This window comes from Dehalococcoidia bacterium, assembly GCA_041653995.1.
Classification (GTDB): domain Bacteria; phylum Chloroflexota; class Dehalococcoidia; order GIF9; family UBA5629; genus CAIMUM01.
Genome location: JBAZEK010000002.1, coordinates 452,312 through 478,858, shown reverse-complemented (window position 1 = coordinate 478,858; position 26,547 = coordinate 452,312). Strand labels below are relative to the sequence as shown.

30 protein-coding genes are annotated in these 26,547 nt (G+C 55.7%); 20 read left to right on the top strand and 10 right to left on the bottom strand.

All coding sequences use genetic code 11. The features are described 5' to 3' along the window. Positions 1–7 precede the first annotated feature (7 nt). The 3 genes from WC359_08535 (at position 8) to WC359_08525 (ending at position 1,706) form a co-directional block, all read left to right on the top strand. The gene (locus WC359_08535; GenBank protein ID MFA5400471.1) at positions 8–421 is read left to right on the top strand and encodes a Zn-ribbon domain-containing OB-fold protein; all 414 of its coding nucleotides are present in this window, start codon (positions 8–10) and stop codon (positions 419–421) included. 302 nt (positions 422–723) lie between these two features. Next, the gene (locus WC359_08530) at positions 724–924 is read left to right on the top strand and encodes a hypothetical protein (protein MFA5400470.1); all 201 of its coding nucleotides are present in this window, start codon (positions 724–726) and stop codon (positions 922–924) included. A 95-nt stretch (positions 925–1,019) separates the two neighbouring features. Further along, entirely contained in the window at positions 1,020–1,706 is a 687-nt protein-coding gene (locus WC359_08525) for a hypothetical protein (GenBank protein ID MFA5400469.1), read from the top strand. Between the two features lie 61 nt (positions 1,707–1,767). Here WC359_08525 and WC359_08520 read toward each other — a convergent pair whose 3' ends face one another. From WC359_08520 to WC359_08510, 3 genes are read right to left on the bottom strand one after another with little or no spacing between them, the layout of a single operon-like run. Next, complete coding sequence (locus WC359_08520) at positions 1,768–3,240, bottom strand: CoA-binding protein (GenBank protein ID MFA5400468.1); 1,473 nt, start codon at positions 3,238–3,240, stop codon at positions 1,768–1,770. Between the two features lie 45 nt (positions 3,241–3,285). After that, positions 3,286–4,536, bottom strand: a complete 1,251-nt coding sequence (locus tag WC359_08515; protein ID MFA5400467.1) for a M28 family peptidase — start codon at positions 4,534–4,536, stop codon at positions 3,286–3,288. 30 nt (positions 4,537–4,566) lie between these two features. Next, the gene (locus WC359_08510) at positions 4,567–5,232 is read right to left on the bottom strand and encodes a nitroreductase (protein MFA5400466.1); all 666 of its coding nucleotides are present in this window, start codon (positions 5,230–5,232) and stop codon (positions 4,567–4,569) included. 87 nt (positions 5,233–5,319) lie between these two features. Between WC359_08510 and WC359_08505 the strand changes: the two genes are divergently transcribed. Both WC359_08505 and WC359_08500 read left to right on the top strand, forming a co-directional pair. After that, positions 5,320–5,901 (top strand): AAA family ATPase, encoded by a 582-nt coding sequence (locus WC359_08505; protein ID MFA5400465.1) that lies wholly within the window; start codon positions 5,320–5,322, stop codon positions 5,899–5,901. Positions 5,902–6,029: 128 nt separating this feature from the next. Then, entirely contained in the window at positions 6,030–7,349 is a 1,320-nt protein-coding gene (locus WC359_08500; protein MFA5400464.1) for a tetratricopeptide repeat protein, read from the top strand. 62 nt (positions 7,350–7,411) lie between these two features. Here WC359_08500 and WC359_08495 read toward each other — a convergent pair whose 3' ends face one another. From WC359_08495 to WC359_08465, 7 genes are all read right to left on the bottom strand, one after another. Beyond that, complete coding sequence (locus WC359_08495; GenBank protein ID MFA5400463.1) at positions 7,412–8,047, bottom strand: CocE/NonD family hydrolase; 636 nt, start codon at positions 8,045–8,047, stop codon at positions 7,412–7,414. Next, the gene (locus tag WC359_08490) at positions 8,044–9,336 is read right to left on the bottom strand and encodes a replication-associated recombination protein A (protein MFA5400462.1); all 1,293 of its coding nucleotides are present in this window, start codon (positions 9,334–9,336) and stop codon (positions 8,044–8,046) included. Before WC359_08490 ends, WC359_08495 begins: the two co-directional genes overlap by 4 nt. An 80-nt stretch (positions 9,337–9,416) precedes the next feature. Continuing rightward, positions 9,417–10,526, bottom strand: a complete 1,110-nt coding sequence (locus tag WC359_08485; GenBank protein MFA5400461.1) for a hypothetical protein — start codon at positions 10,524–10,526, stop codon at positions 9,417–9,419. Between the two features lie 49 nt (positions 10,527–10,575). Continuing rightward, the gene (gene amrA / locus WC359_08480; GenBank protein MFA5400460.1) at positions 10,576–11,091 is read right to left on the bottom strand and encodes an AmmeMemoRadiSam system protein A; all 516 of its coding nucleotides are present in this window, start codon (positions 11,089–11,091) and stop codon (positions 10,576–10,578) included. 10 nt (positions 11,092–11,101) lie between these two features. After that, a complete protein-coding gene (gene amrB / locus WC359_08475) occupies positions 11,102–11,908 on the bottom strand; it encodes an AmmeMemoRadiSam system protein B (GenBank protein MFA5400459.1) in 807 nt (268 codons plus the stop codon). 4 nt (positions 11,909–11,912) lie between these two features. Continuing rightward, positions 11,913–12,944 carry an AmmeMemoRadiSam system radical SAM enzyme gene (amrS, locus tag WC359_08470; protein MFA5400458.1) on the bottom strand — a complete coding sequence of 344 codons (1,032 nt, stop codon included), beginning with the start codon at positions 12,942–12,944 and terminating at the stop codon, positions 11,913–11,915. A gap of 117 nt (positions 12,945–13,061) precedes the next feature. Then, positions 13,062–13,619 (bottom strand): HdeD family acid-resistance protein, encoded by a 558-nt coding sequence (locus tag WC359_08465; protein ID MFA5400457.1) that lies wholly within the window; start codon positions 13,617–13,619, stop codon positions 13,062–13,064. A gap of 290 nt (positions 13,620–13,909) precedes the next feature. Between WC359_08465 and fbp the strand changes: the two genes are divergently transcribed. From fbp to WC359_08390, 15 genes are all read left to right on the top strand, one after another. Continuing rightward, complete coding sequence (gene fbp / locus WC359_08460; protein ID MFA5400456.1) at positions 13,910–15,004, top strand: fructose-1,6-bisphosphate aldolase/phosphatase; 1,095 nt, start codon at positions 13,910–13,912, stop codon at positions 15,002–15,004. An 8-nt stretch (positions 15,005–15,012) separates the two neighbouring features. Beyond that, positions 15,013–15,612 carry an XTP/dITP diphosphatase gene (locus WC359_08455; protein ID MFA5400455.1) on the top strand — a complete coding sequence of 200 codons (600 nt, stop codon included), beginning with the start codon at positions 15,013–15,015 and terminating at the stop codon, positions 15,610–15,612. 124 nt (positions 15,613–15,736) lie between these two features. Next, a complete protein-coding gene (locus tag WC359_08450; protein ID MFA5400454.1) occupies positions 15,737–16,159 on the top strand; it encodes a Fur family transcriptional regulator in 423 nt (140 codons plus the stop codon). Positions 16,160–16,161: 2 nt separating this feature from the next. Beyond that, positions 16,162–16,431 carry a FeoA family protein gene (locus tag WC359_08445; GenBank protein MFA5400453.1) on the top strand — a complete coding sequence of 90 codons (270 nt, stop codon included), beginning with the start codon at positions 16,162–16,164 and terminating at the stop codon, positions 16,429–16,431. Further along, entirely contained in the window at positions 16,409–18,118 is a 1,710-nt protein-coding gene (locus WC359_08440) for a ferrous iron transporter B (GenBank protein MFA5400452.1), read from the top strand. The genes WC359_08445 and WC359_08440 overlap by 23 nt, the downstream gene beginning before the upstream one ends. A gap of 85 nt (positions 18,119–18,203) precedes the next feature. Further along, a complete protein-coding gene (locus tag WC359_08435; protein MFA5400451.1) occupies positions 18,204–20,144 on the top strand; it encodes an NAD(P)/FAD-dependent oxidoreductase in 1,941 nt (646 codons plus the stop codon). Between the two features lie 65 nt (positions 20,145–20,209). Further along, entirely contained in the window at positions 20,210–20,380 is a 171-nt protein-coding gene (locus tag WC359_08430) for a hypothetical protein (GenBank protein MFA5400450.1), read from the top strand. Positions 20,381–20,505: 125 nt separating this feature from the next. Further along, a complete protein-coding gene (gene rplU, locus WC359_08425) occupies positions 20,506–20,886 on the top strand; it encodes a 50S ribosomal protein L21 (protein ID MFA5400449.1) in 381 nt (126 codons plus the stop codon). Continuing rightward, entirely contained in the window at positions 20,886–21,146 is a 261-nt protein-coding gene (gene rpmA, locus WC359_08420) for a 50S ribosomal protein L27 (protein ID MFA5400448.1), read from the top strand. The genes rplU and rpmA overlap by 1 nt, the downstream gene beginning before the upstream one ends. After that, positions 21,146–21,358, top strand: coding sequence for a 50S ribosomal protein L31 (gene rpmE, locus WC359_08415; GenBank protein MFA5400447.1), 213 nt, complete (start codon positions 21,146–21,148; stop codon positions 21,356–21,358). The genes rpmA and rpmE overlap by 1 nt, the downstream gene beginning before the upstream one ends. Positions 21,359–21,417: 59 nt before the next feature. Further along, positions 21,418–22,317, top strand: a complete 900-nt coding sequence (locus WC359_08410) for a DUF1385 domain-containing protein (GenBank protein ID MFA5400446.1) — start codon at positions 21,418–21,420, stop codon at positions 22,315–22,317. A gap of 130 nt (positions 22,318–22,447) precedes the next feature. Further along, complete coding sequence (locus WC359_08405; GenBank protein ID MFA5400445.1) at positions 22,448–23,218, top strand: SDR family oxidoreductase; 771 nt, start codon at positions 22,448–22,450, stop codon at positions 23,216–23,218. Positions 23,219–23,322: 104 nt separating this feature from the next. Beyond that, positions 23,323–25,029: an AMP-binding protein gene (locus WC359_08400; GenBank protein ID MFA5400444.1), complete on the top strand. Its 1,707-nt coding sequence runs from the start codon at positions 23,323–23,325 to the stop codon at positions 25,027–25,029. Position 25,030: 1 nt separating this feature from the next. After that, on the top strand, positions 25,031–25,801 hold the full coding sequence (locus WC359_08395; GenBank protein MFA5400443.1) for an ABC transporter ATP-binding protein: 771 nt from the start codon (positions 25,031–25,033) through the stop codon (positions 25,799–25,801). Next, complete coding sequence (locus tag WC359_08390; protein MFA5400442.1) at positions 25,794–26,543, top strand: ABC transporter ATP-binding protein; 750 nt, start codon at positions 25,794–25,796, stop codon at positions 26,541–26,543. The genes WC359_08395 and WC359_08390 overlap by 8 nt, the downstream gene beginning before the upstream one ends. Positions 26,544–26,547: the final 4 nt, after the last annotated feature.

Sequence of the window (26,547 nt, the reverse complement as noted above, 5' to 3'; positions counted from 1 at the left end):
CAATGAAGTGGAAGCTAAACTCACTTTCAAAGAATATAACGAGAACCTCAAACAGGGCAGGCTGAGCGGACTTAAATGCGGCGGCTGCGGGGAGGTGTCGGCGCAGCCCAGGCTGATCTGCGCCAAATGCGGAGGCAGCCAGCTGGAAACCATGGAATTGAAGGGGAGCGGCGCCGTACAGACCTTCACAGTCAACTACGTGGCCGCCGAGGGACGGGAGCCGGAGGTGCCCTACATCGTGGTGATCGTAGAGCTGGACGAAGGGCCCTGGATCATGGGGAACATAGTTGGAATCAAGCCGGAGGAGGCCGGCATGGATATCATGGGCCGGAAAGTAACCATGGATGGATCGGCTGTTTTCGCCGGTGACAGGTACTCCTCGGGCGATATCGCCCGGCCGGTTTTCAAGCTGGTATCTTAAACAGGCGCATCCATAAGTGGCGTCGCTGCGTGATCATGTTAATTCTCAGTGTATATCACGTTTCATGATCTGTGCTATTTGTAAGACTGATATGCAGTAATTGATTAGACAGGCATTGACAGCTGGTGTAAAATGTGCTACTTAATAAATTAAATATATGAATGATCTACTTAGTATATCTGATATGTCTATTACATATTCGTTCATATTTTACCCTTTATTGAAGTTTGCCTTCATGCCTCCGAATCAATTAAAATATTGACTTTGAGCGTTATAAATAACGTATAAAGGAGTGATAAACAATGGGTAAGCTGGACGATCTATTCAATAAGTCCAAGCACCTCATAGATGTAGAGCCCTCTGATGCTCATTTTTGCCCGAAATTAGCTGTTAAGTATAGCAATAGGGGGAGGGGGAATCCACGTATAGCAGAAGGCCATTTCTATTCCGACGCTTCTGTGGAAGACGTTAAGAAAGCTATGCGCAAATTAAGGATCAATTAAGGAAATTAATAAGAGGTTGTGCAGAAAAGAAAGGCGTATGTGACATACGCCTTTCTTAACATAGGGCAAGCGTCAATTATCTGGGAGGGTAGATTTTGAGTCAATCAATCAGTTTTAGTGCTAGCGAGTCTGAAAAGTTGGAGAAAATATTCAAACATTACACGATATTGAAAGGTGGACTTATCTTCTTAGATCAAGTTGAACCTACTGGCTTATCATATGTACAACCTTATAATGAAATTCGCCATTCTGTTGATCACCTTTCAAGGGTTATATTATATAAATTAGGGATCCATGCACCAACAGATACCACAGATTATATCTCCAAACAGCTTGATAAAGCGTATGCTCATATGTATCGAGCTATGTACGACACATTGGATTTATTAGGACTTACTATCAAGGAATCGATATCGGTCAAGTTGGATCCTTTTTCAGTTAACACAAAACATACAGTTATGCCTGAGTTTTATACTAAAATACTTCCACGCCTGTATACAATTACAGAAAAGGAAATAGTGAGTTTACGTGAAACAAAGGATGTTGGCGATGATAATGAAGACAATGTCGTAGCTTTGAACGATTTAGTCGCAGAAATGGGGGGTATGTTAACCTATGTTAATAACCATATGCCTTCATTAAGCCAATATGAAGCAGGACAACACAAATCAGTGATAAAAGAGCGATGGTGGCAATTATTACTTGCTCTTATAGGTGGTGGGGTTCTAACTTGGCTAATTCCAAATATATGGAACGCTTTTCAGTATATTCCTCCTAAATAATCTTGGTTTATCAGTGTCAATCATGACTTACAAATCGATGTGGCACTACCCATATATATTTTCAATATAGTTGTGAATCAATTTTCCTTAAATACTCCGCGTATTTATTCAGCGCTGAATAGGCCCTGATGGCCTGCGTAAACGAGGAGTAACATGTCGTGCCGGTCTCCCGGGTTAGACGGGACGCCGTCTCCGTAATAATCTCTGCTTTTATAGGCAGGATGATTGTCACGGCCGTCGGCTTGTCGAATCGCTCTTTAAGCGTCATCATCTCACGGTAATAAGTGTCGAAGTGGTCCATGGCCCCGCGGGTGAGACCGTCGGTAATAACTTTGCCGCCGCTTCCGGCCCTGATATATTTCCATATCGATTGCAGCCCGCCGACCACTCCCAGCACTATCAGGCCGTCGATTGCCGGGCTCTCCAGCAGAGCCTGTACCATCTCGGCGGCATGACCCGTTACGCCGGCGACCGTATCCACGGGGTTGCCGTGCGACCACGTCGGCGGAAGGAAGGAGTCCAGTTTATCCAGCGTAGCCCGGTCAAGCCTGGCGACATCAAGCCCGCGCTGCGTGCAGGCATCTGCGGCCATCACGCCCCAACCCCCTCCCGGGGCTATGATCCCGACCCGGTTGCCGCGCGGCAGCGGCTGATTGTTGAATGCGCAGGCTGCATCCACCATCTCTTCCATATCTTCCACCCTGAGAGCGCCAGCCTGGCGCAGTAGGCCATTAATAATGCTGTCATCGCCCGCCAGTGCAGCTGTGTGCGACAGCGCGGCGCGCGCACCGGCTGCTGTGTTGCCCGCCTTCAAAACGATCAGGGGCTTACGCGCCGTTAGCTTCTTTGCTGCCTGCAGAAACCGTCTTCCATCCCTGATACCCTCGATATAGGCCAGCACGACCGAAGCTCTCTCGTCCCCGGCCAGGTATTCCAGGTAGTCCCCCACATTCAGCACAGCTTCGTTGCCGGCGCTGATAAGATGGCTTGTGCCCAGGCCGTGATCGTCCAGCCGGCTGGCTATCATGTCCGCCACGCTGCCGCTCTGCGCCACGATGGCCACCGAACCCCGGGTGGGATAGAACGGCATCATGTGGCAATAGAGATCAATATGCGTGCTGACCAGCCCCACACAGTTGGGACCGGCCAGCGCCAGTCCAGCCCGGCGCGCCATTTCGCTGATCTCGGATTCCAGTTCCGCCCCCCGCCCTCCGACCTCTGAGAAGCCGGAGGTGATCACGATGGCCGCCCTCACGCCTTTCTGAATACAGTCCTGCAGGACCTGTTTCACGCCGGCAGTAGGCACCGTGACGACGGCCAGATCGACCTCACCCGGTATGTCCGCCACTGATGAAAAGGCTTCCAACCCCAGCACGCTGCTCTCACGCGGATTGACAGGATAAATCCGACCTTTAAAACCATTGTGAACAATGTTGAAGAGCACGCGGTAACCGAACTTGTCCGGGCTGGCCGAGGCCCCGGCTACAGCAACAGAACGGGGATAAAGCAGATTTTTAATATTATCGGGCTGCATGGCATTACTCCTGCAAACGGAACGTGTTCGAGCGCAGCCGGCAATCTACGAGCCTGAATCTTTCCTCAGGATGTACTCCCGGACCACCTTGAGCGAGGCCTCCACAGCTTCCGGCTCGATATACTTGCTGAAATCGTTATGTGTGTGATACACCCAGTTCTGGTCGTAATCCTTGACCATAAAGCTCATAGCGCATAAATTAGTAGCCTCGATGCCGACCTCGCCGAAGGCCGCGGCATCGGTGCTGCCGCCGCCGGGCGACATGCGCGAGATGAAGGCTTTGTAGCCTTTCTCCCCGGCGATATCCACGCACTGCTGCGCCATCTCTTTCGACAGTGGGACTGTCGAATTCAGGTCGGCGTCGAAGAAGTTGAGACTGTTGAGCTTGTATATCGTATCCATGTTGAGCGCGTAGGTCTTTGTTTTCTTGAGCTCCTCCAGATGGCGTTTGATCCAGGCGCGCGCGCCGCGCAATCCGCACTCTTCGGCATCGAAGGATAGTATGATCAGCCGGGTGTGCTTGAGCGGATTGTTTCCCGCTCTCTTGTCATCGCCGAAAAGCCGGCCGATGCCGGCGGCAATGGCTACGGCTATCATGTTGTCGCCCGCTCCCGGCGCCACCTGGCCGGTGGTGAAAAACAGGAAGGGAATCTCGAATATGCCCAGTATGAGCAGCACCAGCGCCACCCACTGAGGGAGAATAATGCCGAAACAAAGTAGCACGCCGGCTGCCAGCGTCACCAGCAGGCCGACGAACAGCAGCAAGACCCCGCCCGCCAGCAGCGGTGAATAGAGCTTGGGCAGGCGATCCAGTATCTGGAAAACGTATGCGGCATCGTGATGGGCCGAGACGATGACCTGCTGCCTGACCTCGCCCGACGGCTCGATCGAGCCGTAGACGTTATAGCCTTTAGCTTTGGGGAACAACGGGTCCAGCAGGTGCCAGTACCTGACAAACTGCCCGTAGAAGACGAAGATGCCCAGCGCCAGGCCGGCAAAGGAAATCCAGACCAGGGAGGGGACGAAATACCACAGCAGCATGCAGGCGAAATAAAGCACGACCATGCCGGGTATATACTTGAGAAAACTGAGCGGGTGCGTGGTGATCTCCTCGATTTTAACCGAGCCGGGATCGCAGACTTTCTCGAACTCCCTGGCTATCCTGCGTCCGGCCTTATGGCAGGACTCGGTGCCGGTCAGGCGATTAGGATATCCCTCCACCACCTCGTCGGTGAAGGTAAAGGCATCCTTTACCTGCTGCGGACCTATCTCCGGCAGTTTATTGGTATCACCCATATTTCAACCTCCCTGTTTATTAAAAGCAGTTCAGAATCCAACCCAGGTGGTTATCTTGTCCACCGGCTCGCGCGGTGTGACCATGTCATTGACGGGAAAACCTGGATCGGCATAGCCGATAGTAATGCCGGCTACCAGCCTCTTGCTGTCGGGTATCTTGGCGAATTTCCGCCAGACCTGATCGTATAAAATACCCTGGTCGGCGATACAGGTCGCCAGGCCGTACTTCATGGCGGCCAATGCAATTGTCTGGCAGACCCCGCCGATCCCCAGCATATCCAGGTGATAATGCATCTCCTTATCGGCGCATATCACGATCTGGCAGGGGGATTCGAAGAATCGGATTCCGCGCAGCATCCATTTATGCCGTGCCTCCTTGTCCTCGCGCTTGATGCCGACGATCTTGAATATCTCGATAGCCAGGTCAACCTGGCGCTGGCGGTATATACCCTCGTATGGGTTGCGCAGCATATCGTTGGTGGGAATGGTATGCTCGTTGAACAGCCTGCCGCACTCCTCGCGAATCTCATCCAGCACCTTGCCGGTAGCTACCATGAACTCCCAGGGTTGTGTGTTCATGCCGGATGGCGTGCGAACGGCGGCCTCCAGCACCTTGTGTAGGATCTCTTTGGGCACCGGGTCCTTCTTAAATCCGCGTATGCTCCTGCGATTGTTGATGGCATCGATAACGTCCAAAGCATGCCTCCTTCCGATTGACAGTCCGGTTATTCTACTATGTTTGCAGAGTAAAATTCCAAAAAAGCGGGAAATAATGAACTCAAAATGTTAATATACCGTGAAATGAAAGTCATCGGTGTTGTGGGCGACATAGGCTCGGGCAAGGACGAGGTGCTCAAGCACCTGCGCAACAGGTACGGCGTGCCATATATCTCCACCGGCGATATAGTCCGGCAGATGGCACAACAAGAGGGAGTGGTGGGCACCAGGGAAAACCTCGCAGCCATTTCCAGGCGCTGCTTTACCGAGATGGGAAGAGGTTGTTTCGTGCGCATGGTGGGGCAGGAGATACAAAAACGGGGCTGGAAGGTGGCGGGCATCAGCGGCGTGAGGTCGCCGGAGGACGTGGCCGTCATGAAGGAAATGTTCGGCGACGGTTTTATATTGGTCAGGGTGGATATCAAGGATCCTGCTATACGCTTTGAGCGCGTCAGGTTGCGCGGCGAAAGTCGTGATCCGCTGACACTGGAGGCCTTCCAGGAGCAGGACAGGAATGAGGAGAATGAGTTCCAGATCAGCAGGGCGGAGGCCCTGGCGGATTATTGCCTGGACAATTCAGGCACGCTGGAGGAACTCCGGCGGCAGATCGATGATCTTGTCTTCTCAAAAAGGCTGCCCGTGGAATAAAATCCAGGTTGTTTTTCCCCCTGAAAGAAATAATTTGCTATGCTATATAAATTATACACGCCTGCCCTGAAGGCCGGCCTATCCCCGGCACAACACAGCGAAGTATATTAACTGGAAGGTGCGACCCTATGAGTAGAATTGGAAGCCTGATGGCCCTGATTATTGCAGCCTCCCTGGTACTTACGTCCTGCGGCGATCCCAGCGCTGAATATCTCAGGCAGGGAGATACATACTACGACCGCGGCCAGTTCGTGGAAGCCATCGCCGAATATACCAGGGCCATCGAAAGCAATCCCAATCTGGTAGCAGCCTATACGCACCGCGGCGCTGTATACAACGCCAGGGCGGAATGGGACCTGGCTATCGCCGACCTCAGCAAAGCCATACAGCTCGATCCCAGCCGGGCGGACAACTACCAGAACCGCGCTTTCGCCTACCTGGCCAAAGAGAAATACGAGCAGGCCATCGCCGACCTGGATAAGACTGTTTCGCTCGATCCCAAGGCCGTCATGGCCTTCACCAACCTGAGCTGGCTGTATGTGCAGAACCACCAGTGGGATAAGGCTATAGAGTCTGCCGGCAAGGCTATTGAGCTTAATCCCAAGTTGTACGACGCTTATTTCAACCGCGGAGCAGCCTACTATGCCAGAGGCGATATGATGAATGCCCTTTCCGATATGGATGCCGCCCTGGCTATCAACCACAACCTGGCGCCCGCCTATAATTACCGCGGCAAAGTGAACGTAAATAACGCCGATTTCACGCAGGCCATAACCGATTTCAACAGGGCCATCGGGCTGGACCCCGATATGGCCGACGCCTACAAGATGCGCGGGCTTGTCTATGTAGTACTTCAACAGCCGCAGAATGCTATGGCGGATTTGAACAAGGCCGTGGAGCTGGACGACAGCGATCCGATGGCCTACTTGTACCGGGGCCATCTGAATAACGCCAATGAGGATTACGATAAGGCCCTGGATGACCTGAACCGCGCCCTGGTGCTGGCATCGAGTTCGAAGACGCCGTTGGTAACGGGGGACCCGTTCCACGTAGATATCTCCAGCATGTACCTGGAAAGAGCGATATCCAAACGTGGAAAGCAATTACTTAACGATGCGGTGGAGGACGCTCAGAAAGCAGTTGAGCTCGACCCTGAATCAGCCCTTAAACATGCGACCCTGGGCGAAATACTTGTTACAAATGCCGACATAGAAAACGGGCTTGCGTCCATAAACAAAGCGATTGAAATCGATCCCACCATCCCCGAGAACTATATCAACCGCGCCGCAGCTTATGACATACTGGCCCAGCAGACTAAAAATCCTGGTTACTATACCCTGCTGGCAGCAGATCTGGAGAAGGTAATAGAGCTTTCCAAAGACCCGCTACAGGTCGAAGATGCCCGGGCCAGCATCAGATATATGCAGGGCAAGGGGTATATTCCGTAGGGGTGTTACGTAGGGGCGTTGCTTTAGCTGCGCCCAATTCGGGCGGGTTTAAAAACCCGCCCCTACATTGTCTCTTTGAAAAAGCCCGCGACCTTCTCCGCCATCAATCCCTCATAGCCTCCCCAGAAATGGTCGGGCCCTTTGATAATCTCGCACTTTTTAGGCTCCGCCGCCTCTTTTCCATACGCTTCGACATCACCGCACGGCACCATGTCATCCAGGCTGCCGCCCAGCATAAGCTTGGGCTTCAGGCAGCCTTTGAACAACGAGACAGGTGGGCTCTCGAAGTAGGGGGACACCAGCGCTATGGACTTCACCCGGGCATCGCGGCAGCCGACCGGGAAAGCCACTCCTGCGCCGAATGAGTAACCGGCCAGGCCCATCCTGTCTCCACTCACTCCCTTCGCCGATCCCAACCAGTCCAGCGCGGCCCCGACATCCTGCTGTTCCGCGACGCCGCCCCCATAGCTGCCCTGGCTCCCGCCCACCCCTCTGAAATTAAACAGCAGCGCAGCGATTCCTGTTTTCATCAGGGCATCGGCGATGGCATAGGTGACGTTGTTATGCATCGTCCCGCCATAAAGCGGATGAGGATGGCAGACAACGACCGCCGGCGCCGAACCACCGGCCTCGACGCTGTAAAAAAGCCCCTCCAATTTGATACCGCCGCAGGGGAAGACGATTTGTTGCGGCCTCATTCCTTCTTCTCCATTCTCGATCCCCACCATATCTTGAGCCGGGCCAGAATAGTCTTCTCGAATCCCTGCTCTGAAGGGAAATAAAACCGCTTTCCCTTCATGGAGTCCGGCAGGTTCTGCTGCTCTACAAAATGCCCCTCATATTCATGAGCATACTTGTAACCCTTGCCGTAACCCAGGTCCTTCATCAGGCCGGTGGGGGCGTTGCGCAGGTGCAGCGGCACGGGATCATTGCGCGTTGTCTCCACGTCCTTCTGCACCCGTCCATATGCCGTGTAAAGCGAATTGCTTTTAGGCGCGGTGGCCAGGTATACCACGGCCTGGGCCAGCGCCAGGTTGCCTTCGGGCAAACCGATGAAGTGCACGGCCTGCTGGGCGGCAACGCAGACCACCAACGCCTGGGGATCGGCCATGCCCACATCCTCTGAGGCGAAGCGTATAAGCCGCCGTACGATATAAAGCGGGTCCTCCCCCGCCTCCAGCATGCGTCCCAGCCAGTATAAAGCCGCGTCGGGATCCGATCCGCGCAACGTCTTATGCAGGGCGGATATGAGGTCGTAGTGCTGCTCCCCCGCCTTGTCATAGAGCAGGGCACGCTTCTGCAGGGACTCCTCGATATCTTTCAGCTCCACACTACGCTGCCCGTCCGCGCCGGGTTTGACCGCCTGTCCGGCCATCTCAAGGGCGTTGAGGGCCACTCGCGCATCGCCGTTAGCCATGGTGACCAGCGTGCTGCGGGCGTCATCGGCAAGCTTTATCTTGAGCCCGGCCAGCCCGTTCTCGGCGTCCGCAAGCGCCCTTTCCACGATGGCGCCTATCTCCTCATCGGACAACGCGTTGAGCGTATAAACACGGCAGCGAGAGAGCAGCGCCGATATGACTTCGAACGACGGGTTCTCGGTGGTGGCGCCGATAAAGGTCACCTCGCCGTTCTCCACGTAGGGCAGGACGGCGTCCTGCTGGCCCTTGTTAAAGCGGTGTATCTCATCGATAAAGAGTATCGTGCGCTGTCCCGTCTGTTTGCGCCTGCGCCTTGCCTCGTCGATGACCCTCCTGAGGTCGGCCACACCCGCGGTCACGGCGCTCATAGGAACGAAAAATGAGCTGGATACATTGGCGATTACCTGAGCCAGCGTGGTCTTGCCGCTGCCGGGCGGGCCCCATAGTATGATGGAAGGCAGCTGGTCCGACTCTATGGCCCGGCGTAATACCTTCCCTTCGCCGATGATGTGCTGCTGCCCCACGTACTCGGCGAAATTGCGGGGTCGCATACGCGCAGCCAGCGGCATGGAATCGTTGGAAAGGGGACCCGGCGCTGACCCGGCGCCTTTATCACCCTTCAGGCCGGGCGAGCCGAGGTCGAAGAGGGTCATGGCTCCTGCGTCTCTTTCTTCTTGAGCTCCTCGACCTGTGCCGAGGCCCTCTCGTAATAGTCCTTGACTTTATCAAGGTACGTGATGCGCGAGGCTACCAGCGTCACCGCCGCGTGGTCCTTCACGCCATAAAAGTCTCCTCCCCGCACCTCACCATTATTGGTTAGCTCACGCATGCGGTTGCCCACTGACCGCGTCATATTGATATTGGCGTTTTTACCGGGCACACACAGCAGATACAATGCCTTGCGGGCGTCCTCCAGCCTGCACTGTATGGAGAAGTGGCTGAGGGCGGAGCTCAGAGCCTCCATGGCCTTGATGGTCTCCTCGCCCTTGCTCTCGAAGTGGTCTCCCCGCCTGAAAAGCGCCAGCCCCGCGGGCGATATCTGCGCCCGGCCGTAACCGATGGCGCTCCAGCCATTGAGCGATTGGATGATGTCGCCAATGCCGATGTTGCTGGTGCCCAGGAATTTGGGATCGACCTTCTCGCTGGCGCGCAGTAAATCGAAAAAGGGAGATACAATCTCCCTGTTGAGAGCATCGTTGCCCGCGGCCGACTTCACGCTGGCCTCGGACATCACCTTTTCGTTGTCAAAAAGGAAAACCGCGTCGGATGCTTTATCGATGGACTTGAGACAGAGCGCCGTATTGTATACGCTGGAAGGCACGTTGCCTTCGGCGGTCGACGGCAACACGATCAATGCATAGACGGGTTTATTGACATAGCGCTCCTTCAGCTTCCTGGCCAGAATCGATATGCCGCCTGAGCCCACGCAGCCCGCGCTGGCGGCCACCAGCATGAAGGCATCCGTCTCGAAAAACTCTCCTGCGCGCATGGTGGCTATAATGCGGTCGCCGTTGGCGCGCATCAACTCCGCCCCCACCTCGGTTTCCCTGCCCGGAGCGGTTATGGCAGGCACCTGAATGGTGAGCAGTTTATCACCCACCTTGCGCAGGGCCGCCAATCCGGCCACATCGTCATTAATGGCGTATGACCTCACTATCACATCCACGCCGGTCTCCGCCCTGGCACGCTGGCCCAGCCTGACGAATTCCGCGGCTATATTGCAGCCGCAATCTCCGATACCTATTACTACCAGCTTCATACTTCTGATATATACCTTAACAGATAGCTGCGGGTATAGCAACCGCTTTTTACCTGTATCGCCTGACCTGGAAACGATAGAGTTTGATCGGCTCCGCCGGGGATATGCCGGCCTTCTGGCGGCAGATGTCTATCTGCATGTCCACGCTGTCCACACCCTCGAGGTCGGGCAGAAGCAGACCGCGGCGGCGTCCGGCCTCTACTATTACCCCGTACTTCTTCGCATCCAGCTGAGCCTTATCATCCACCGGCTGCGGAGACGTCAGCACATCGACACTGTACTCAACCTGGTCTAATTCGTCAGGCCTGACCGGACTAAAGCGAGGGTCCCCGGTTGCGGAAGAGATGGCGTTCTGAATTATCTCCTGCGCCACGCTGGGCTGGGTCGGCTCGAAGGTGCCGATGCAGCCGCGCAACTGGCCGCGCTTCTTAAGGGAGACGAAAACACCGGCACGCTCCTTCATTTCGGGAGCAAGCTCATCCGGCTCCACCATACGGCGGCCGTTGACGTAACCCTCCACTGCCTTTCTGGCCAGCTTTGCCAAAGGATGCATCTCTTGCTTCATTTTATACCTCTTACCTGCCGATTATTATTCCCGCGTATCCCACCACACTGCTATAGTCCCCCGAAGTATCGCCGCTGGTCTGGTATTTGACCAGCTCCGCCTTGTCTGCGCCCATCTCGAGCGCCGCCGCAATCAGGCTGATAACGGGGGCATAGCCGCACATGCTGATATCATATTGGCCGATGCGCCTGACCAGCTCATCGGCATCCAAACTCAGAATAGCTTCAATGGCCTTCTTATCCTTGGCCTTCGCGCTCTCATGCGGTTCATAGTGCGTCATATCGCTGCTGGCCACTATAACCGCCGCCTCCTTCCTGGATTTAAGCGTCGCGGCTATAGAGCGTCCTATCCCCTGGTAAACCTGAGGCGCAGCCTGAGCCAGCACGATGGGCACTATCTTCACATCCGGCTTGAAAAATTGTAGGAACGGCACCTGCACCTCCAGAGAATGCTCGTAGCGGTGAGCAAGGGTATCCTCCTCAAGTCCTTCCGAGGCGGCCAGTATGGCCTTTGCCAGCCCGGAGTCTATCGGGACCTCGCCCAGCGGCGTGCTCCATCTGCCACCCGTAGTTATGCTCAGCGGTTTCCCCATTCCCCGGTGGTTCGGACCGATGATAATAAATGTGTCCGTGAATTTTATTTGCGAAAATACCGCGCCCGCCACGGGGCCGGAGTATATAAAACCTGCGTGAGGCGATACGACACCGACGACATCCTTCCTCTCCATCCTGGGATCGGTCATCTCACTGATCATGTCCCGCAGTTCACCCGGCCGGCCCGGGTAGAATTGGCCGGCCACGGCAGCTTGCCTGGTCATTCTCTCACCCCCTTATACTGGTCCTGATATTGAGGTCAGCCCCGCAGACGGCGCAGCAGGATCCCTTGACCGCCTTTAAGCTGATGGAATAGCCTCTGCGCTCAATGGCCAACGCACCGCACTTGTAGCAGACCGTGTTCTCGTATGCATGGCCCGGCACATTACCCAGATAGACGAAGCGCAGGCCCGCCGCCCGCCCGATATCATGCGCTCTTTCCAGCGCCGCCAGCCCGGTCGGCTGAAGGTGCGACAGCCGGCGGTGGGGATGGAAACGCGTAACATGCCACGGCGTAAGCTCGCCCAGCGCCTCCCTGATCCAGCCTGCTATCGCCTTGAGCTGCTTATCATCGTCGTTCATGGACGGTATGACGTTGGTCACGACCTCCACGTGCATATTCCATTTATGCCTGGCCCTCTCGGCGACATCCAGTATTTTTCGCCAGTGCCTGACCTTCGCCAGGTCGCGATAGAGTTTGTCGGAGAAGCCCTTGATATCGATACGCCAGGCATCCAGATAGGGGCCGAGCATATCCAGGGCCTCCGGAGTCATATAGCCGTTGGTCACATACACTGTATAGAGGCCGCTTTGATGAGCCAGCCTGGCCGAATCCAGCGTGTATTCAAACCAGATGGTTGGCTCGTTATAGGTCCAGGCCAGACCGGCGCAGCCGTTTTTAACGGCGGTTTTTACGGCGTCCTGCGGGGATATCTCACGCAGATTGTACCTGGCAATACCGGGATCTTTGATGCAGGCGATCTCCCAGTTCTGGCAATGGATGCAGTGGAAATTGCAGCCGATCGTGCCGAAGGAAAGCACGGAACTGCCGGGGAAAAAATGAAAGAGGGGCTTTTTCTCGATAGGATCGGCGGCCAGCGAGGATACCATGCCGTAATTCAGCGGCTGCAGAGACCCTCTTTCGTTTCGCCTTACTCCGCACACGCCCGGCTTGCCGGGGTTGATAAGGCAACGCCACAGGCAAACGTTGCAGCGCACCCGCCGGTCGTCCAGCTTATCGTAGAGCAGGGCCTCCGCCATGACTCATCCTCAGGCTAATTATAGCACGTGAGTAATGCCGCGGCGGGTGATATTAATATAGTGGTGGGCCGGAGCTCCGGCCCGCCACTTAAATTGACAGTTATCCGGTATAAAACATCAGGCGGTCGCTGCAGGCGCAGCAGACTTGCCCTTTCCCAGTTGTACGAAGCTGAAGATTATCAGCATTATGCCGAAAAGCACCAGGTAGAAAGCGATAACCCACATCAGCGCCAGTGCGCCGGCCACCGGGTTAGAAAGCAGGATGCAGCCTATGATGATGGAGAGTATGCCCCCGGTTAAAATCCATCCCTTGCCGGGCAGGGTCTTCCATTGAGCGATAGCGTAAATGATCTCAAATATACCGGTTATCAGAGCCCAGAACGCGATAAAATAGAGCAGGAATATCGCCGTCATGCCCGGCCATACAAACACTATTATCCCGGCCAGGATGCCGGCTATGCCCTCGGCAAAAATCCACCACCTGTGATTGGTTTGGGGATGGGTGAAAAAGAAGACCAGGGCGAAGATGCCGTCGACCAGAAAATAGGCGCCCACAAAAGCCACCAGCAGCAAGATAGAGAAAATGGCGGGCATTACCAGCAGGATGATGCCCAGCGCCAGCGCCAGCAGTCCCCGTATGAGGTTGAGCCACCAGTATTTAGCCATCATTTCCATGACACTACCTCCTTTACATTACAGGCTAAATCTACCATAGCTATATATATTGCGCAATAGCCGTTTCGTACTTCCAGCCCCCACACAGAACGCATTATGCCTTAATCTCTTTGAACGCGCACAATACTTTGACACCCAATTCGGGCTTCTGTTAAAATTCGACACCGGGTGGACTCAGGGATTGACCCCACACGGCAGACAGCCGGCCCGGGCATTCACTTCAAGCAAGCAAATCCGCCGCAGCATGCGGACTTGCCGCCGGGCCGTTAAATAACTTAAAGGAGGCCCCCATGAAAATCACTCTCAGCGTAATCAAGGCGGACATCGGGGGATGGGTGGGGCACTGCAGTATGCATCCGGATCTTATGGCCGAGGGCGAGGCGTGCATGGCCAAAGCTAAAAAATCAGGCCTCCTCATCGACTACTATGTCACCCGTTGCGGCGATGACCTGCAGTTCATCATGACGCATAATAAGGGCGTAGACAATCGCAAGATACACGAAATGTCGTGGAACGCCTTCCAGCGGTGCACCGCCGTTGCCAAGAAATTAAAGCTTCACGGCGCAGGACAGGACCTGCTGTCCGATGCCTTCTCGGGCAATGTCAAAGGACAGGGCCCCGGCGTGGCGGAGATGGAGATAAACGAGCGCGAGGCTGAGCCGATCATCGTCTTCATGGCGGACAAGACCGCCTCCGGCGCCTGGAACCTGCCCCTCTACGAGATTTTTTGCAATCCGTTCAACACCATCGGCCTGGTCATCTCGGCCAATATGCATGGCGGCTTCAAGTTCGAGGTCCATGACGTCAAGGAAAGCAAGCGCATCATGTTCAATTGCCCCGAGGAGATCTACGACATGCTGGTCTTCATCGGCGCGCCGTCACGCTACACGGTTAAGTCGGTTTTCTCCCGCGAGACCGGTGATATAGCGGCTACCTCTTCCACACAGAAACTGTCGCTCATCGCCGGGCGCTATGTCGGTAAGGACGATCCTGTCTGCATCGTACGGGCCCAGGGCATCTTCCCTGCCGTGGGCGAGGTGCTGGAACCCTTTGCCCGCCCGCACATTGTGGAGGGCTGGATGCGCGGCTCACATAACGGTCCGCTCACCCCTGTCAGCGTAAAAGAGTGTAATCCCACGCGTTTCGACGGCCCGCCGCGCGTCATCGGCGCCGGCTTCCAGCTTGCCGAAGGCAGGCTGGTTGGTCCGGTTGATATGTTCGATGATGTGGCTTTCAACAACGCCCGCCAGCAGGCTATGGACATGGCCGATATGCTCAGGAGGCATGGCCCATTCGAGCCTCACAGGCTGCCGCTGGACGAGATGGAATACACCACCATGCCCCAGGTCATGAAGAAGCTGGCCAAGCGATTCGAGAAATTATAGATCGGTATATGCCCAGGCTGCTGCTGGCCACAACCAATAAAGGCAAGGCTGCCGAATACCGGGACCTGCTCAAGGGCCTCGACTTCGATATAGTAACCCTCGACCAGGCCGGCATCAGCAAAGAAGCCGACGAAAGCTATAACACGTTCGAAGAGAACGCCCGCCACAAGGCCGAGTTTTATGCTGAATTGGGCGGGCTTCTCACTTTAGCCGACGATTCCGGGCTGGAGGTGGACGCCCTGGGCGGTGAGCCCGGCGTACGCTCGTCCCGCTATGCCGGCGACAACGCCACCGATGCAGACAGGGTGGATTTCCTGCTCAGCAAACTCGAGGGCGTCCCACAACCAAAGCGTACGGCCAGGTTCCGCTGTGTTATTGCCGTGGCCCATCCGAGCGGCGCTGTTGAAACGGTCGAGGGTACCTGCGAGGGATATATAGCCATGAAGCCCAGGGGCAGCAACGGCTTCGGATATGATCCGGTCTTTTTCCTGCCGGAGTATGGCAGGACCATCGCGGAGCTTTCGCCGGAGATCAAGAACCGGATCAGCCACCGCGGAAGGGCGGCAGCGCTGGCACGCGGCATCCTGATAAAGATTGCGGCAGCCTGATACCCCAGGCCTGCAGCCGGGTAGAGAGAAAGCCGCCGGCTAACCTGGCAAATCCGCACAGATTGATCTCAAACAACAAATAGAGCTACAATCTTTATTGCAAATAATTCGCATTAGCATTAAAATGTCAGCAGTGAAACTGGATAAAAAGATATTAAAGAAACCGGGCAGCAGGCTCACCAGCCAGCGCAGGCTGATATTCGATATCATAAGCAGAGGCGGGAGCCACCTGGCCGCCGCCGAGATATACGCCCGAGCCTGGCGCAGAATGCCGGGCATCAGCCTGTCAACCGTCTACCGGGCTATCGGCAAATTCAAGGAGTTGGGCCTAGTCGAAGAATGTCATCTCTGCCAGGAGCACCATCACTACGAGCCTCTGCAGAACGGCGGACACTTCCACCTGGTGTGCCTGAGCTGCGGCGCTGTTATAGAGTTCGAATATCCCCTTGTCAAACGCATACGCAAAGAAGTGGCCAAGGCCCGGCGCTTCGACATCGTCAACGCCGAGGTGAACCTGAGCGGCTACTGCCCCAGGTGCCGGAGTTAAGTATGGAGAACGCGGTAATCTCGCTCTCAAACATGCGGGACGGCCAGCAGGCGGTGGTGTCTGCGGTGGAGGGCGGACGGGGGCTGGTGGAGAAGCTGACAGCCATGGGCATACGTCCGGGCAAGCGCATAACCCGCTTCTGCTCGATGTATCTGCGCGGACCGATCACCATCCGCGTCGATAACGTGCAGCTCTCACTGGGCCGCGGCATCGCAGATAAGATTTTCGTGATTCCGGACGGGCTCGTTGATGAAGATACTTCTTGCAGGTAATCCGGGCGCGGGTAAAAGCGTCCTTTTTTCACGCCTGACAGGCTCACTGGTGACCTCCGATAACTTCCCTGGCACTGCTATAGGGTTTTCCTCCGGACATATGCGCGTGGCCGATCAGAACGCCGAGGTCATAGATACACCCGGCGTTTACTCTCTGGAAAGCTCCGGCCAGGCCGGCGAAGTGGCCAGAAAAATGCTGAGGGACGGGGACATCATTATCAATGTGGTGAACGCCACCAACCTGGAACGCGACCTGTACCTGACCCTCGAGCTCCTCGAGGAAAGAATCCCCATTATTGTCGCCCTCAACGTGTGGGACGATGCCCGGCATATCGGCATCGAGATTAATGTTGCTGAACTTGAACAGATGCTGGGTGTGCCTGTGATCCCCACTGTGGCCACCACTGGTGAAGGTATCAAGTACCTGGTGGAGAGCATTCCGCGGGCGGTGATGCGGGCCAATCCCGCCGCCACCAGGGAGGAGCGCTGGGCCCGCATCGGTGAGATTATCGGACAGGTCCAGAAGGTCACCCACCGCCACCACACGTTTGGAGAAACGCTGGCCGACGCCACGGTCAGGCCGCTGCCGGGGACTATCATCGCGTTACTTGTCGCTATGGCTGTTTTCGCTTTCGTAGTCTATGGCGGCGAGGCAATGTTCAAGTTTATTGCCGACCCCATTTTCAACGTATTCTGGCTGCCTGTGGTGTCGGTTATAAGCAGCCTGACGGCCGGCGTGCCGCTTCTGCATGATATCCTGATAGGCCGGCTTTTCGACGGGCAGATCGATTTCATAGAATCCTGGGGGCTGCTGACCACGGCGCTGTATGTGCCATTCGCTCTGGTATTGCCCTATATCATTACCTTCTATTTCGCAATGGGACTGCTGGAGGATACCGGCTACCTGCCCCGCCTGGCTGTGATGATCGACACTCTCATGCACCGCTTCGGCATGCACGGTTACGCCATCATACCCACCATACTGGGATTCGGATGTAACGTGCCGGCCATGCTGGCCACGCGCGTGCTGGAAAGCCGCAAGGAGCGGTTCATCGCCATGACGCTGATCGCGATTGCCGTGCCATGCGCCTCGCTGCAGGCCCTGATATTGGGACTGGTGGGACAGCACGGTTTTCAGTACGTTGCCATCATTTACGCCACACTCCTGGCCGTCTGGATCATTATCGGTATCATACTTAACCGGGCGGTTAAAGGTTTTACACCCGAGCTCCTCATCGAGATACATCCTTACCGCCTGATGCCCTGGAAAATGATGATGGAGAAGCTCTGGATCAGGGTGCGCGGCTTTATCGTGGAGGCCGTCCCGATCATGATCATAGCCGTCCCCGTAATCAACGTACTCTACCTGATCGGCGTCTTCCAGGCCATCACCGATTTCACGGCTCCCGTGGTAAGCGGATTGCTGGGACTGCCCAAGGAAGCTGTAGCTGCCATTTTCGTGGCCTTCTTCCGCATGGACGCGGCGATGGCGCTGCTTGCGCCCCTCGAGCTATCCGCCAAACAGCTCATCGTCAGCAGCGTTGTGCTTGTTATGTTCTTCCCCTGTATAGCTACCTTCACGATCATGTTGAGGGAGATGGGATGGAAGAGCCTGCTCATAGCCCTGGGAATAATGCTTCTCTCCGGCCTCACAGTCGGCGCGCTTCTCAACCTGCTCCCCATATGAAAAGGCCGGCAGTTTCCCCTTCCCTGCCTGCGAAATGATATCCTATATAGTCGAATAAATAGCGCCAGTACAAAGGAGTGTCTCCATGTCAGATAAATACCAGGTTCTCTTTCAACCCATCAAGATCGGTAAGCTGGAGATCAAGAACCGGCTGTCCGTACCGCCTATGGCGACGGGCTTCGCAGCCGATGGAGGCGGGGTTTCCGACAGGCTGATCAAATACCACGAGGCGCGCGCCAGGGGCGGCTTCGGACTGATTATAATCGAGGTGACCGCTGTGGATGGTGAAAGGGGGTTGGGCAGCGGACACCAGCTTTGCCTGCATGACGACAACCTGATAACCGGTTTCAAGAAGCTGGCCGACGCAGTACATAAATATGGCGCCCGGATCGCGGTCCAGCTTTATCACCCGGGCCGCTGCACCTTCCCGTTCTTTATCAATAACAGGCAGCCCATAGCTCCCTCGCCTATACCCGATCCCATCGTAAGACAGGTGCCGCAGATGCTCACCATCTCCGAGATAAATGACCTGGTGGAGAAATATGCGCAGGCCGCCCGGCGGGCGCAGGAGGCGGGCTGCGACGCCGCCGAGATCCACGGGGCCCACGGTTACCTTATCGCCCAGTTTATGTCGGCCTATGCCAACAAGCGTACGGATGGATACGGAGGCGGGCCCGACGGATTCCTGCGCTTTCCGCTCGAGATCGTCAAGCGGGCCCGAGAATTGGTCGGTCCGGACTTTCCCCTGCTCTTCCGCATCAGCGGCGAAGAGGCTGTGCAGATGGGGCGCACCGTCCCTGAGAGCATCGAGATGATGAAGAAACTGGTCTCAGCCGGCATCGACGCCGCCGATGTTTCCATAGGCGTATACGAATCCGGCCACCTGACAAGTGCGCCCCCGGATATGCCCCAGGGATTCAACTCGCAGACATCACTTCAGTTCAAGCAAGCCCTTGATGTACCCGTGCTGGTAACCGGCCGCATCAACGATCCCGCTGTCGCCCGGGAGATCCTCGCCTCCGGCAAGGCAGATATCGTGCATATCGGCAGGCAGTCGCTGACCGATCCGGATTGGCCTGCCAGGGTTCGCGATGACAGGGAGCAGGATATCGTTAAATGCCTGTCCTGCAATGAGGGCTGCATAGAAGGGCTTGCCATCTGGCTAAGGCCTTCTATAACCTGTATACAGAATCCGGCAGTCGGCAGAGAGGAGCAATACTCTCAGCCTGAGACATCTTCCCCTAAAAAAGTGCTGATAGCAGGGGCCGGGCCGGGCGGCCTTGAAGCAGCCAGAGTTGCAGCTCTGCGCGGGCACAAAGTGACTCTATACGAAAAGGAGGGCTACCTGGGTGGCCAGGTCAAGCTCGCCGCAATACCGCCCTCAAAGTCCCTCTACCAGGAAGTGGCGCATTCCCGTATCAAGGCCATCCGTGAGATGGGAGTACACATACAGTGCGGGCAGGCGCTGACGGCCGACATGGTCAGGGAGATTAAGCCGGATGTACTGATCATAGCCACAGGGTCGGAGTCCGCCATTCCCAATATACCGGGCATCAACAGCAAGAGGGTGATGAGCGCACGCAGGGCACTGACCTCGGAAGAGGTCGGAATCTGTGTACTGGTAATCGGAGGCGGACTGGTCGGCTGCGAGACAGCCGATTACCTGGCGGGAAAGGACGTGTCCGTAACCGTTGTCGAAATGCTCAAACATACAGCCCGTGATATAGGACCGGCCGCACGCTTTTTCCTGCGCCGGCGGCTCCAGGAAAAGCAGGTGCTGATACTCACACAGTCCGCCGTGAAATCCATCGATGACGATTTCGCCGTTGTAGATACGCCTGGAGGGGAGCAGAGGCTCGGCCCCTTCGACACCATCGTCATGGCAACCGGAGCGGTGCCGGCTGACTCACTCGGAGACCAGGTCAAAGACATCGTGCCCGAAGTGTATGTGATAGGAGACGCCTGCAAGCCGGGCAAGATACTGGCCGCCGTGGAACAGGGGGCTGATATTGCCCTGAAGCTATGATATTGCACTTCGGGCTGAAAGTGCTAAAATTATCGACCGTACATGTGAAAAAGGAACTTAGTTATATGGATTTTTCGGACAAACCCAAGAGAATACAGGATGAGTCAGGAAGGTGGTTCATGGTCGTCAGCCAGGTAGAAGGCGGATACCTCGCCCGGGACACCGTGACCAGCGACCTGGTATATATGAGACATTGCGAAATCGCCTGCCGGGAAGAGGGCAGCGCCGGCGAATAACCTTCATATTCCTCTCACTGTCATAATAGAAATGCACGGCTTTTTAGACTGCCTGTCAGATTTGACACCGCGCCTTCAGGCTGATATATTTACACGGTTATCGTTTTTCACAGGGAATAGATAAAATGAGCAATTCTTATGCAATCGTTGAGAGCGGCGGCAAACAGTTCAGGGTCAGGGCCGGACAGGTCATTAACACCGAGCTTCTTCACGTCGAGTCAGGCAAAGATGTGGAGCTTAGTCGGGTACTGATGATAGCCGACGGCGATGAAGTCGTAATAGGCACCCCCGAGGTCCAGGGCGCAAAAGTGATCGCCAGATGCCTTGAGGAAGGCAAAGCCCGCAAGATCATTGTATTCCGCTACAAGAACAAAGTACGTGAGCGCCGCAAGACCGGACACCGCCAGCCTTACACCAGGCTGTTGATCACGGAGATCGTTAAGCCGGGCGGCAAATCACCGAAAAAAGCCACCAGAGCAAAGGCAGTCAGCGGAGGTGACAACTAATGGCTCACAAGAAAGGCGGCGGCAGCACGCGCTGCGGCCGTGACAGCAAATCCAAGCGCCTGGGAGTCAAACGCTACGGCGGGCAGGCGGTGCACAGCGGCACTATTATCGTCAGGCAGCGCGGCACCAGGATTCATCCCGGCACTAATGTTGGCTGCGGCAGGGACTACACTCTCTTTGCCACGGTCGATGGCATAGTTAAATTCGAGCACCATACCAAGAACAAGAAAAGGGTCAGTGTTTACCCGGGACAGCAATAATGAAAGAGAAAATCCATCCCAAGTATTTCCCCGATGCCACGGTGACCTGCTCGTGCGGCAACAGCTTCACCACAGGGTCCACCAGGCAGACGCTCAGGGTTGAGCTGTGCAATAAATGCCATCCTTTCTTCACGGGCGAGCAGAAGATCATCGATACAGCGGGCCGCGTGGAGCGCTTCAATAAGAAATACAAGAGGGAGAAAAAGGCCTGATAATCGCAATCTGACCTTTAAAGGGGCGGTTACCAAGGCCGCCCCTTTTTTTTAGCCTGATGAAGAAAGAGAAGCCCTTTTACTACGGCGGCCAGGCTGTGATGGGAGGCGTGATGATTCGCGGCCGCAACAACACCTCCATCGCAGTTCGCAGGATGGACGGAGGCATCGAGGTCAGCACCCGGCCGCTGGCCACGCTGTACAAAGGCAAATGGCGCGAGGTCCCGCTGGTCCGGGGAGTGATAGCCCTGATAGAAACGGTGGTGCTGGGCACAGGTGCCCTGATGTACTCAGCGCAGGTATCAACGGAGACTGAGCAGGAGAAGATAACACCGGGCATGATCTGGGGCAGCGTGATCATGGGCGTTGTTCTTGCAGTGGCGCTCTTCTTTGTCCTGCCTCTGCTGGCAGCCAGGCTGCTGGACCCCTTCATAAGCTCGGCGTTTCTCAGCAACGTTATCGAAGGTGTGATCCGCATTATCCTCTTTATCGTCTATCTCGCTGTCATAGGACGTATGAAGGACATCCGCGAGATTTTCGCCTACCACGGCGCCGAACACATGTCCGTCAACGCCTACGAGGCAGGAGCGCCGCTTGAAGTGGCCGCCGTGATGAAGTATTCCACCGCTCATACGCGCTGCGGCACCAGCTTCCTGCTGGTAGTCCTGGTTCTGGCCATCGCCGTCTTCGCCCTGCTGGGCCGTCCTCCCATCTGGATCAGCATTGCCTCACGCATCCTGCTACTGCCCGTCATAGCAGCCCTCAGCTACGAGCTGATCAAACTGGAAGCCCGATACAACAACAATCGCTTCGTCCACTGGCTGCTACTGCCCGGGCTCTGGCTGCAGGCCATGACCACGCGCCGGCCGACGGACAGCCAGTTAGAAGTGGCCATAACGGCCATGGAAAAAGCTCTCGAGACCGATCGCCTGACCGCCGTTCCCGACACAGTCCGCTGACACAGCCGGGCACATGGTGGAAGTTGTTGCGGATATGCTCTCCCCTTAGTTTGACCCCTTTTTCGAGCAGATGTTAGAATACCCAACGGCCTAGATTATTAATCCCTTATAAATTCAGGAGGTTTTACCTATGGCAAACAGTTATCAACCCCTTATCGGAAAGGTAGCTCTGGTGACCGGCGCCGGGGGAGGCATCGGTAAAGCAGTGGTTCTCAAGCTCGCTGAAGCAGGTGCGGATATTCTAATGTGCGACAAAAAGACCGACAGCCTGCAGGGACTGGCGGATGAGGTAAAGAAAACTGGCAGGAAAGCCGTCTGGACCGGCACCGACATGGGCGTGATAGAAGATGTCAATAAGCTTATCGACAAGGCCAAAACCGATTTCGGAGGGGTGGATATACTGGTCAATTGCGCGGCGGTAAGCCCCTTTTTCGGCCCCGTGCTGCAGGCCGACGAGAGACTGTGGGATAAGATCATGTCGGTCAACCTCAAGGGCCCCTTCTTCCTTTCTCTCGGCATAGCCAAATTGATGATCGAAAACAAAAAGCCCGGCAATATTATCAACATCGCATCTGCCGGCGGTATGCGTCCCGATCCCATGCTCGCCGTCTATGCTATCAGCAAGGCGGGTATGATCCACATGACCAGGATGCTGGCCACCGAGCTCGGCCCCTACAGCATCCGCTGCAATTCCATCTCTCCTTCATTTATACGTACCCGCTTCTCGCAGCCTATCTGGGGCGTCCCTGAAATACTTGATATAGCTGTCAAGCAGATACCCCTGGGACGCATCGGCGAGCCCGATGAGGTAGCCAAGGTAGTTGTTTTCCTGGCCTCGGACGATTCGAGCTATGTGAACTGTGAAAACATCGTGGTGACCGGAGGTATGTTCGCCGGATAATTTGATCCATCCTGGGTAATACGCCTGCTCTCTGATCCGGCTACGTTGAATACGAAGCCGAAATATGCTATATTGGCTTAATTCAAAGGTTGAGGAGGTAAGCCGTGTCCAATAAAGACATCTATGAAGCGAGGCCGTGGCTGAAGTTCTATGCGAAAGGTGTCCCGGCCGACGTAGTCATCCCTGAGAAATCGGTAGTCCAGACCATAGATGAAACGACCGAGAAATTCAAAGACAAGACGGCTGTCATATTCTACGGCCAGAAAATAAGCTACCGGGAGCTGCGGGACCAGATCGACAGGTTCGCTACAGCACTCTGCGACCTGGGGGTCAAGAAGGGCGACAAGGTGGCTCTGCTTCTCCTCAACTCACCGCAATTTATAATAGCCTACTTCGGTGCGCTCAAGGCCGGGGCAATTGTTACTGCCATCAGCCCTGTATACGTAAGTCCCGAGATCAAGCACCAGATACTTGACAGCGGCGCTACCACCATCGTCTGTCAGGATATTCTGTGGGAAAACGTGGAAAGGGCCGGGGTCAAGCTGGACCGGGTTATACTGACCAATATCGCCGAATACCTGCCGGCATTGAAGAAGTTCCTGGGCAAAAGCATGCTGCGCGCCGTATACCAGAAGATGTCGGCCCCGCCTCCGGAGATATTCAAACGGGAGGGGTTCTACCAGTTACAGGAACTGCTTAAAAAGTACCCACCCAAGCCTCCCAAGATCGAGTTTGACATCCATGAGGACCTTGTCTCCCTGCCCTACACCGGCGGCACCACAGGCCTGCCCAAGGCCGCCATGATTACACACTTCGACCTGGTCGCAGCACAGCACATCGCGCAGATATTCTGGGGAGATATAGTTCAGCAGGGTAAGGAGGTGGTCATCGGTTACCTGCCCTTCTATCATATCTATGGCCAGTCGGTGGTTATGTCAGGTTCCATGACGCAGGGCTATACACTTGTGATATTCACGACACCTGACCTCGATGATATCCTCAACGCCATCGAAAGCTACGGGGCAACTATTTTCTACAGCGTCCCGGCGCTGTTTGAAGTGCTGCGCGATTACCACAGGACGGATCGCGTCAACTGGAAAAAGCTGAAGGTCCTTGTATCGGGCGCCGACGCGCTGCTGGAAGATACGGCCAGGGGATGGGAGAAACGCACCGGCGTTAAAATACACGAAGGCTGGGGCATGACCGAGACCACCTCGGTGGGCATAGTCAGCCCCTACGGCAGGCCCAAGATCGGCTCATTCGGGGTTCCGATGTCAGGCTGTGTGGCCGGCATCCTGGATCCCGCTAAAAATGAATTCCTGCCTTTGGGTGAAACAGGCGAGCTCGCCTTTAAAGGCCCGCAGATAGCCAAGGGCTACTGGAACAAGCCCGAGGATACCAAATTGATGTTTGTGCAGATAGATGGGGAGACCTGGGTTAGGACAGGCGACCTCGCCAGGATGGACGAGGAGGGATATTTCTATTTCTACGACAGAAAGAGGGACATGATCAAATATAAAGGTCTGGCCGTCTTCGCCCGCGAGGTGGAGGAGGTACTGACAGGTCATCCGCAGGTTAAAGAGGCTGGCGTGATCGGTGTAGCCGATCCCGACGTGGGAGAGAAGGTTAAGGCTATTGTGGTACTTGAGACGGAGGCCAGGGGAAAGGTGACTGAACAGGACATCCTCGTATATACCATGGAACGGCTGGCCCACTATAAGTGTCCAAAGATCGTTGAATTCAGGGGCGAGGTTCCCAAGACCGACGTCGGCAAGGTATCAAGGCGCGAACTCAGAGAGGAGGATCTCTAAAATGTCAGCCTTTTTCGAAGTGGAGAATGTAACCAAGCACTTCGGCGGCCTCGTTGCCGTGAACAACGTGAGTTTCCAGGTGGCGCAGGATGAGATCGTCGGCCTGATAGGCCCCAACGGCGCCGGCAAGACAACCCTTATACGCTGCCTGCTGGGAATTCTCAAGCCGGACTCCGGCACGATCCGATTCAAGGGTGAGGATATAACCAAGCGCCGCCCCTGGGAGATCGTTCAGCGCGGAATGGTAGGCACATTTCAGGTGGTCAAGCCCTTCCGTCACCTGCCAATCATAGCCAATGTCATGGTCGGCTGCCTCTGCCCCAGGATCAGCAAACGCGGCGAATGGGTCAAAAGGGCCGAGATTAAAGCTCGTGACGCCCTGGAATTCGTGGGCATTGCCGATCTTGCACTCGAGCCCGCCTCCATATTATCGCACGGCGACCTCAAGCGTCTGGAAGTGGCCAGGGCCATCGCTACCGAGCCGGAACTGATGCTGCTGGATGAGCCCTTCGGAGGCCTGAACCCGGCGGAAACCGAGCTGGTGGCCCGTTCCATTAAGCGGCTGCACAAGGGCGGGCGTTTCGGACGGCTGCACAGCGAGGGCCCGGCCATGCTCATCATAGAACACAAACTCAGCGAGCTGATGAAAATCGTGGATAGGGTGATAGTGCTGAACTTCGGCGAGGTGCTTGCGCAGGGTACGCCCGAGGAGATATCCAAGGACAAGGGGGTCATCGAAGCGTATACAGGCAAGGAGGTGCTCATTGCTTGAGGTAAACAATGTAACCGTGCGCTACGACACGGCCATGGTGCTGGATGACGCCAGCGTCCACGTCAAAGAGGGTGAACTGGTCGGGCTGGTCGGCCCCAATGGGGCCGGTAAAACAACCCTGTTGCGGGCCATAGTCGGATTGATCAACTGGGAAAAGGAAGTGCTTAAAGGGACCCGGGATGAAGATATCACCTTTACCGGCACTGTGGAATTCGATGGCAAGCGCATCGAAAAACTGCAGGCTTCGGAGATCGCCAAACTGGGCCTGCTGCTTTGCCCTGAGCGCGGCCGGCCGTTCGTGGAAATGAGCGTCGAGGATAACCTGCTGGCCGGCGCTTATCTGTGCAAGAACAAGAAAGACGTAAGCGCCAGCCTTACCAAAGTTTACTCGCTTTTTCCCAGGCTCAAGGAGAGGCAGAAACAGATATCCGGCACGTTATCGGGCGGGGAACGCCAGATGCTGGCTATCGGCAGGTCGCTCATGCGCCAGCCCAAGTTCATGCTGGTGGATGAGCCTTCCAGCGGCCTTGCTCCCAAGCTGAAAGAGGACCTTTTCAAGCGGGTCGAGGAGATTTACCACGACCTTGGTGTAACTATCCTTCTCGCCGAGCAAGACGTGAGCTTTACCTTCGCGTTATCGGTCAGGAACTACGTCATGTCGAGGGGACATATCATAGCTGAGGGAACAGCTAAAGAACTGCTTAAAGACGAGACCGTCAGAAAGACCTACCTTGGTCTGTAAATAT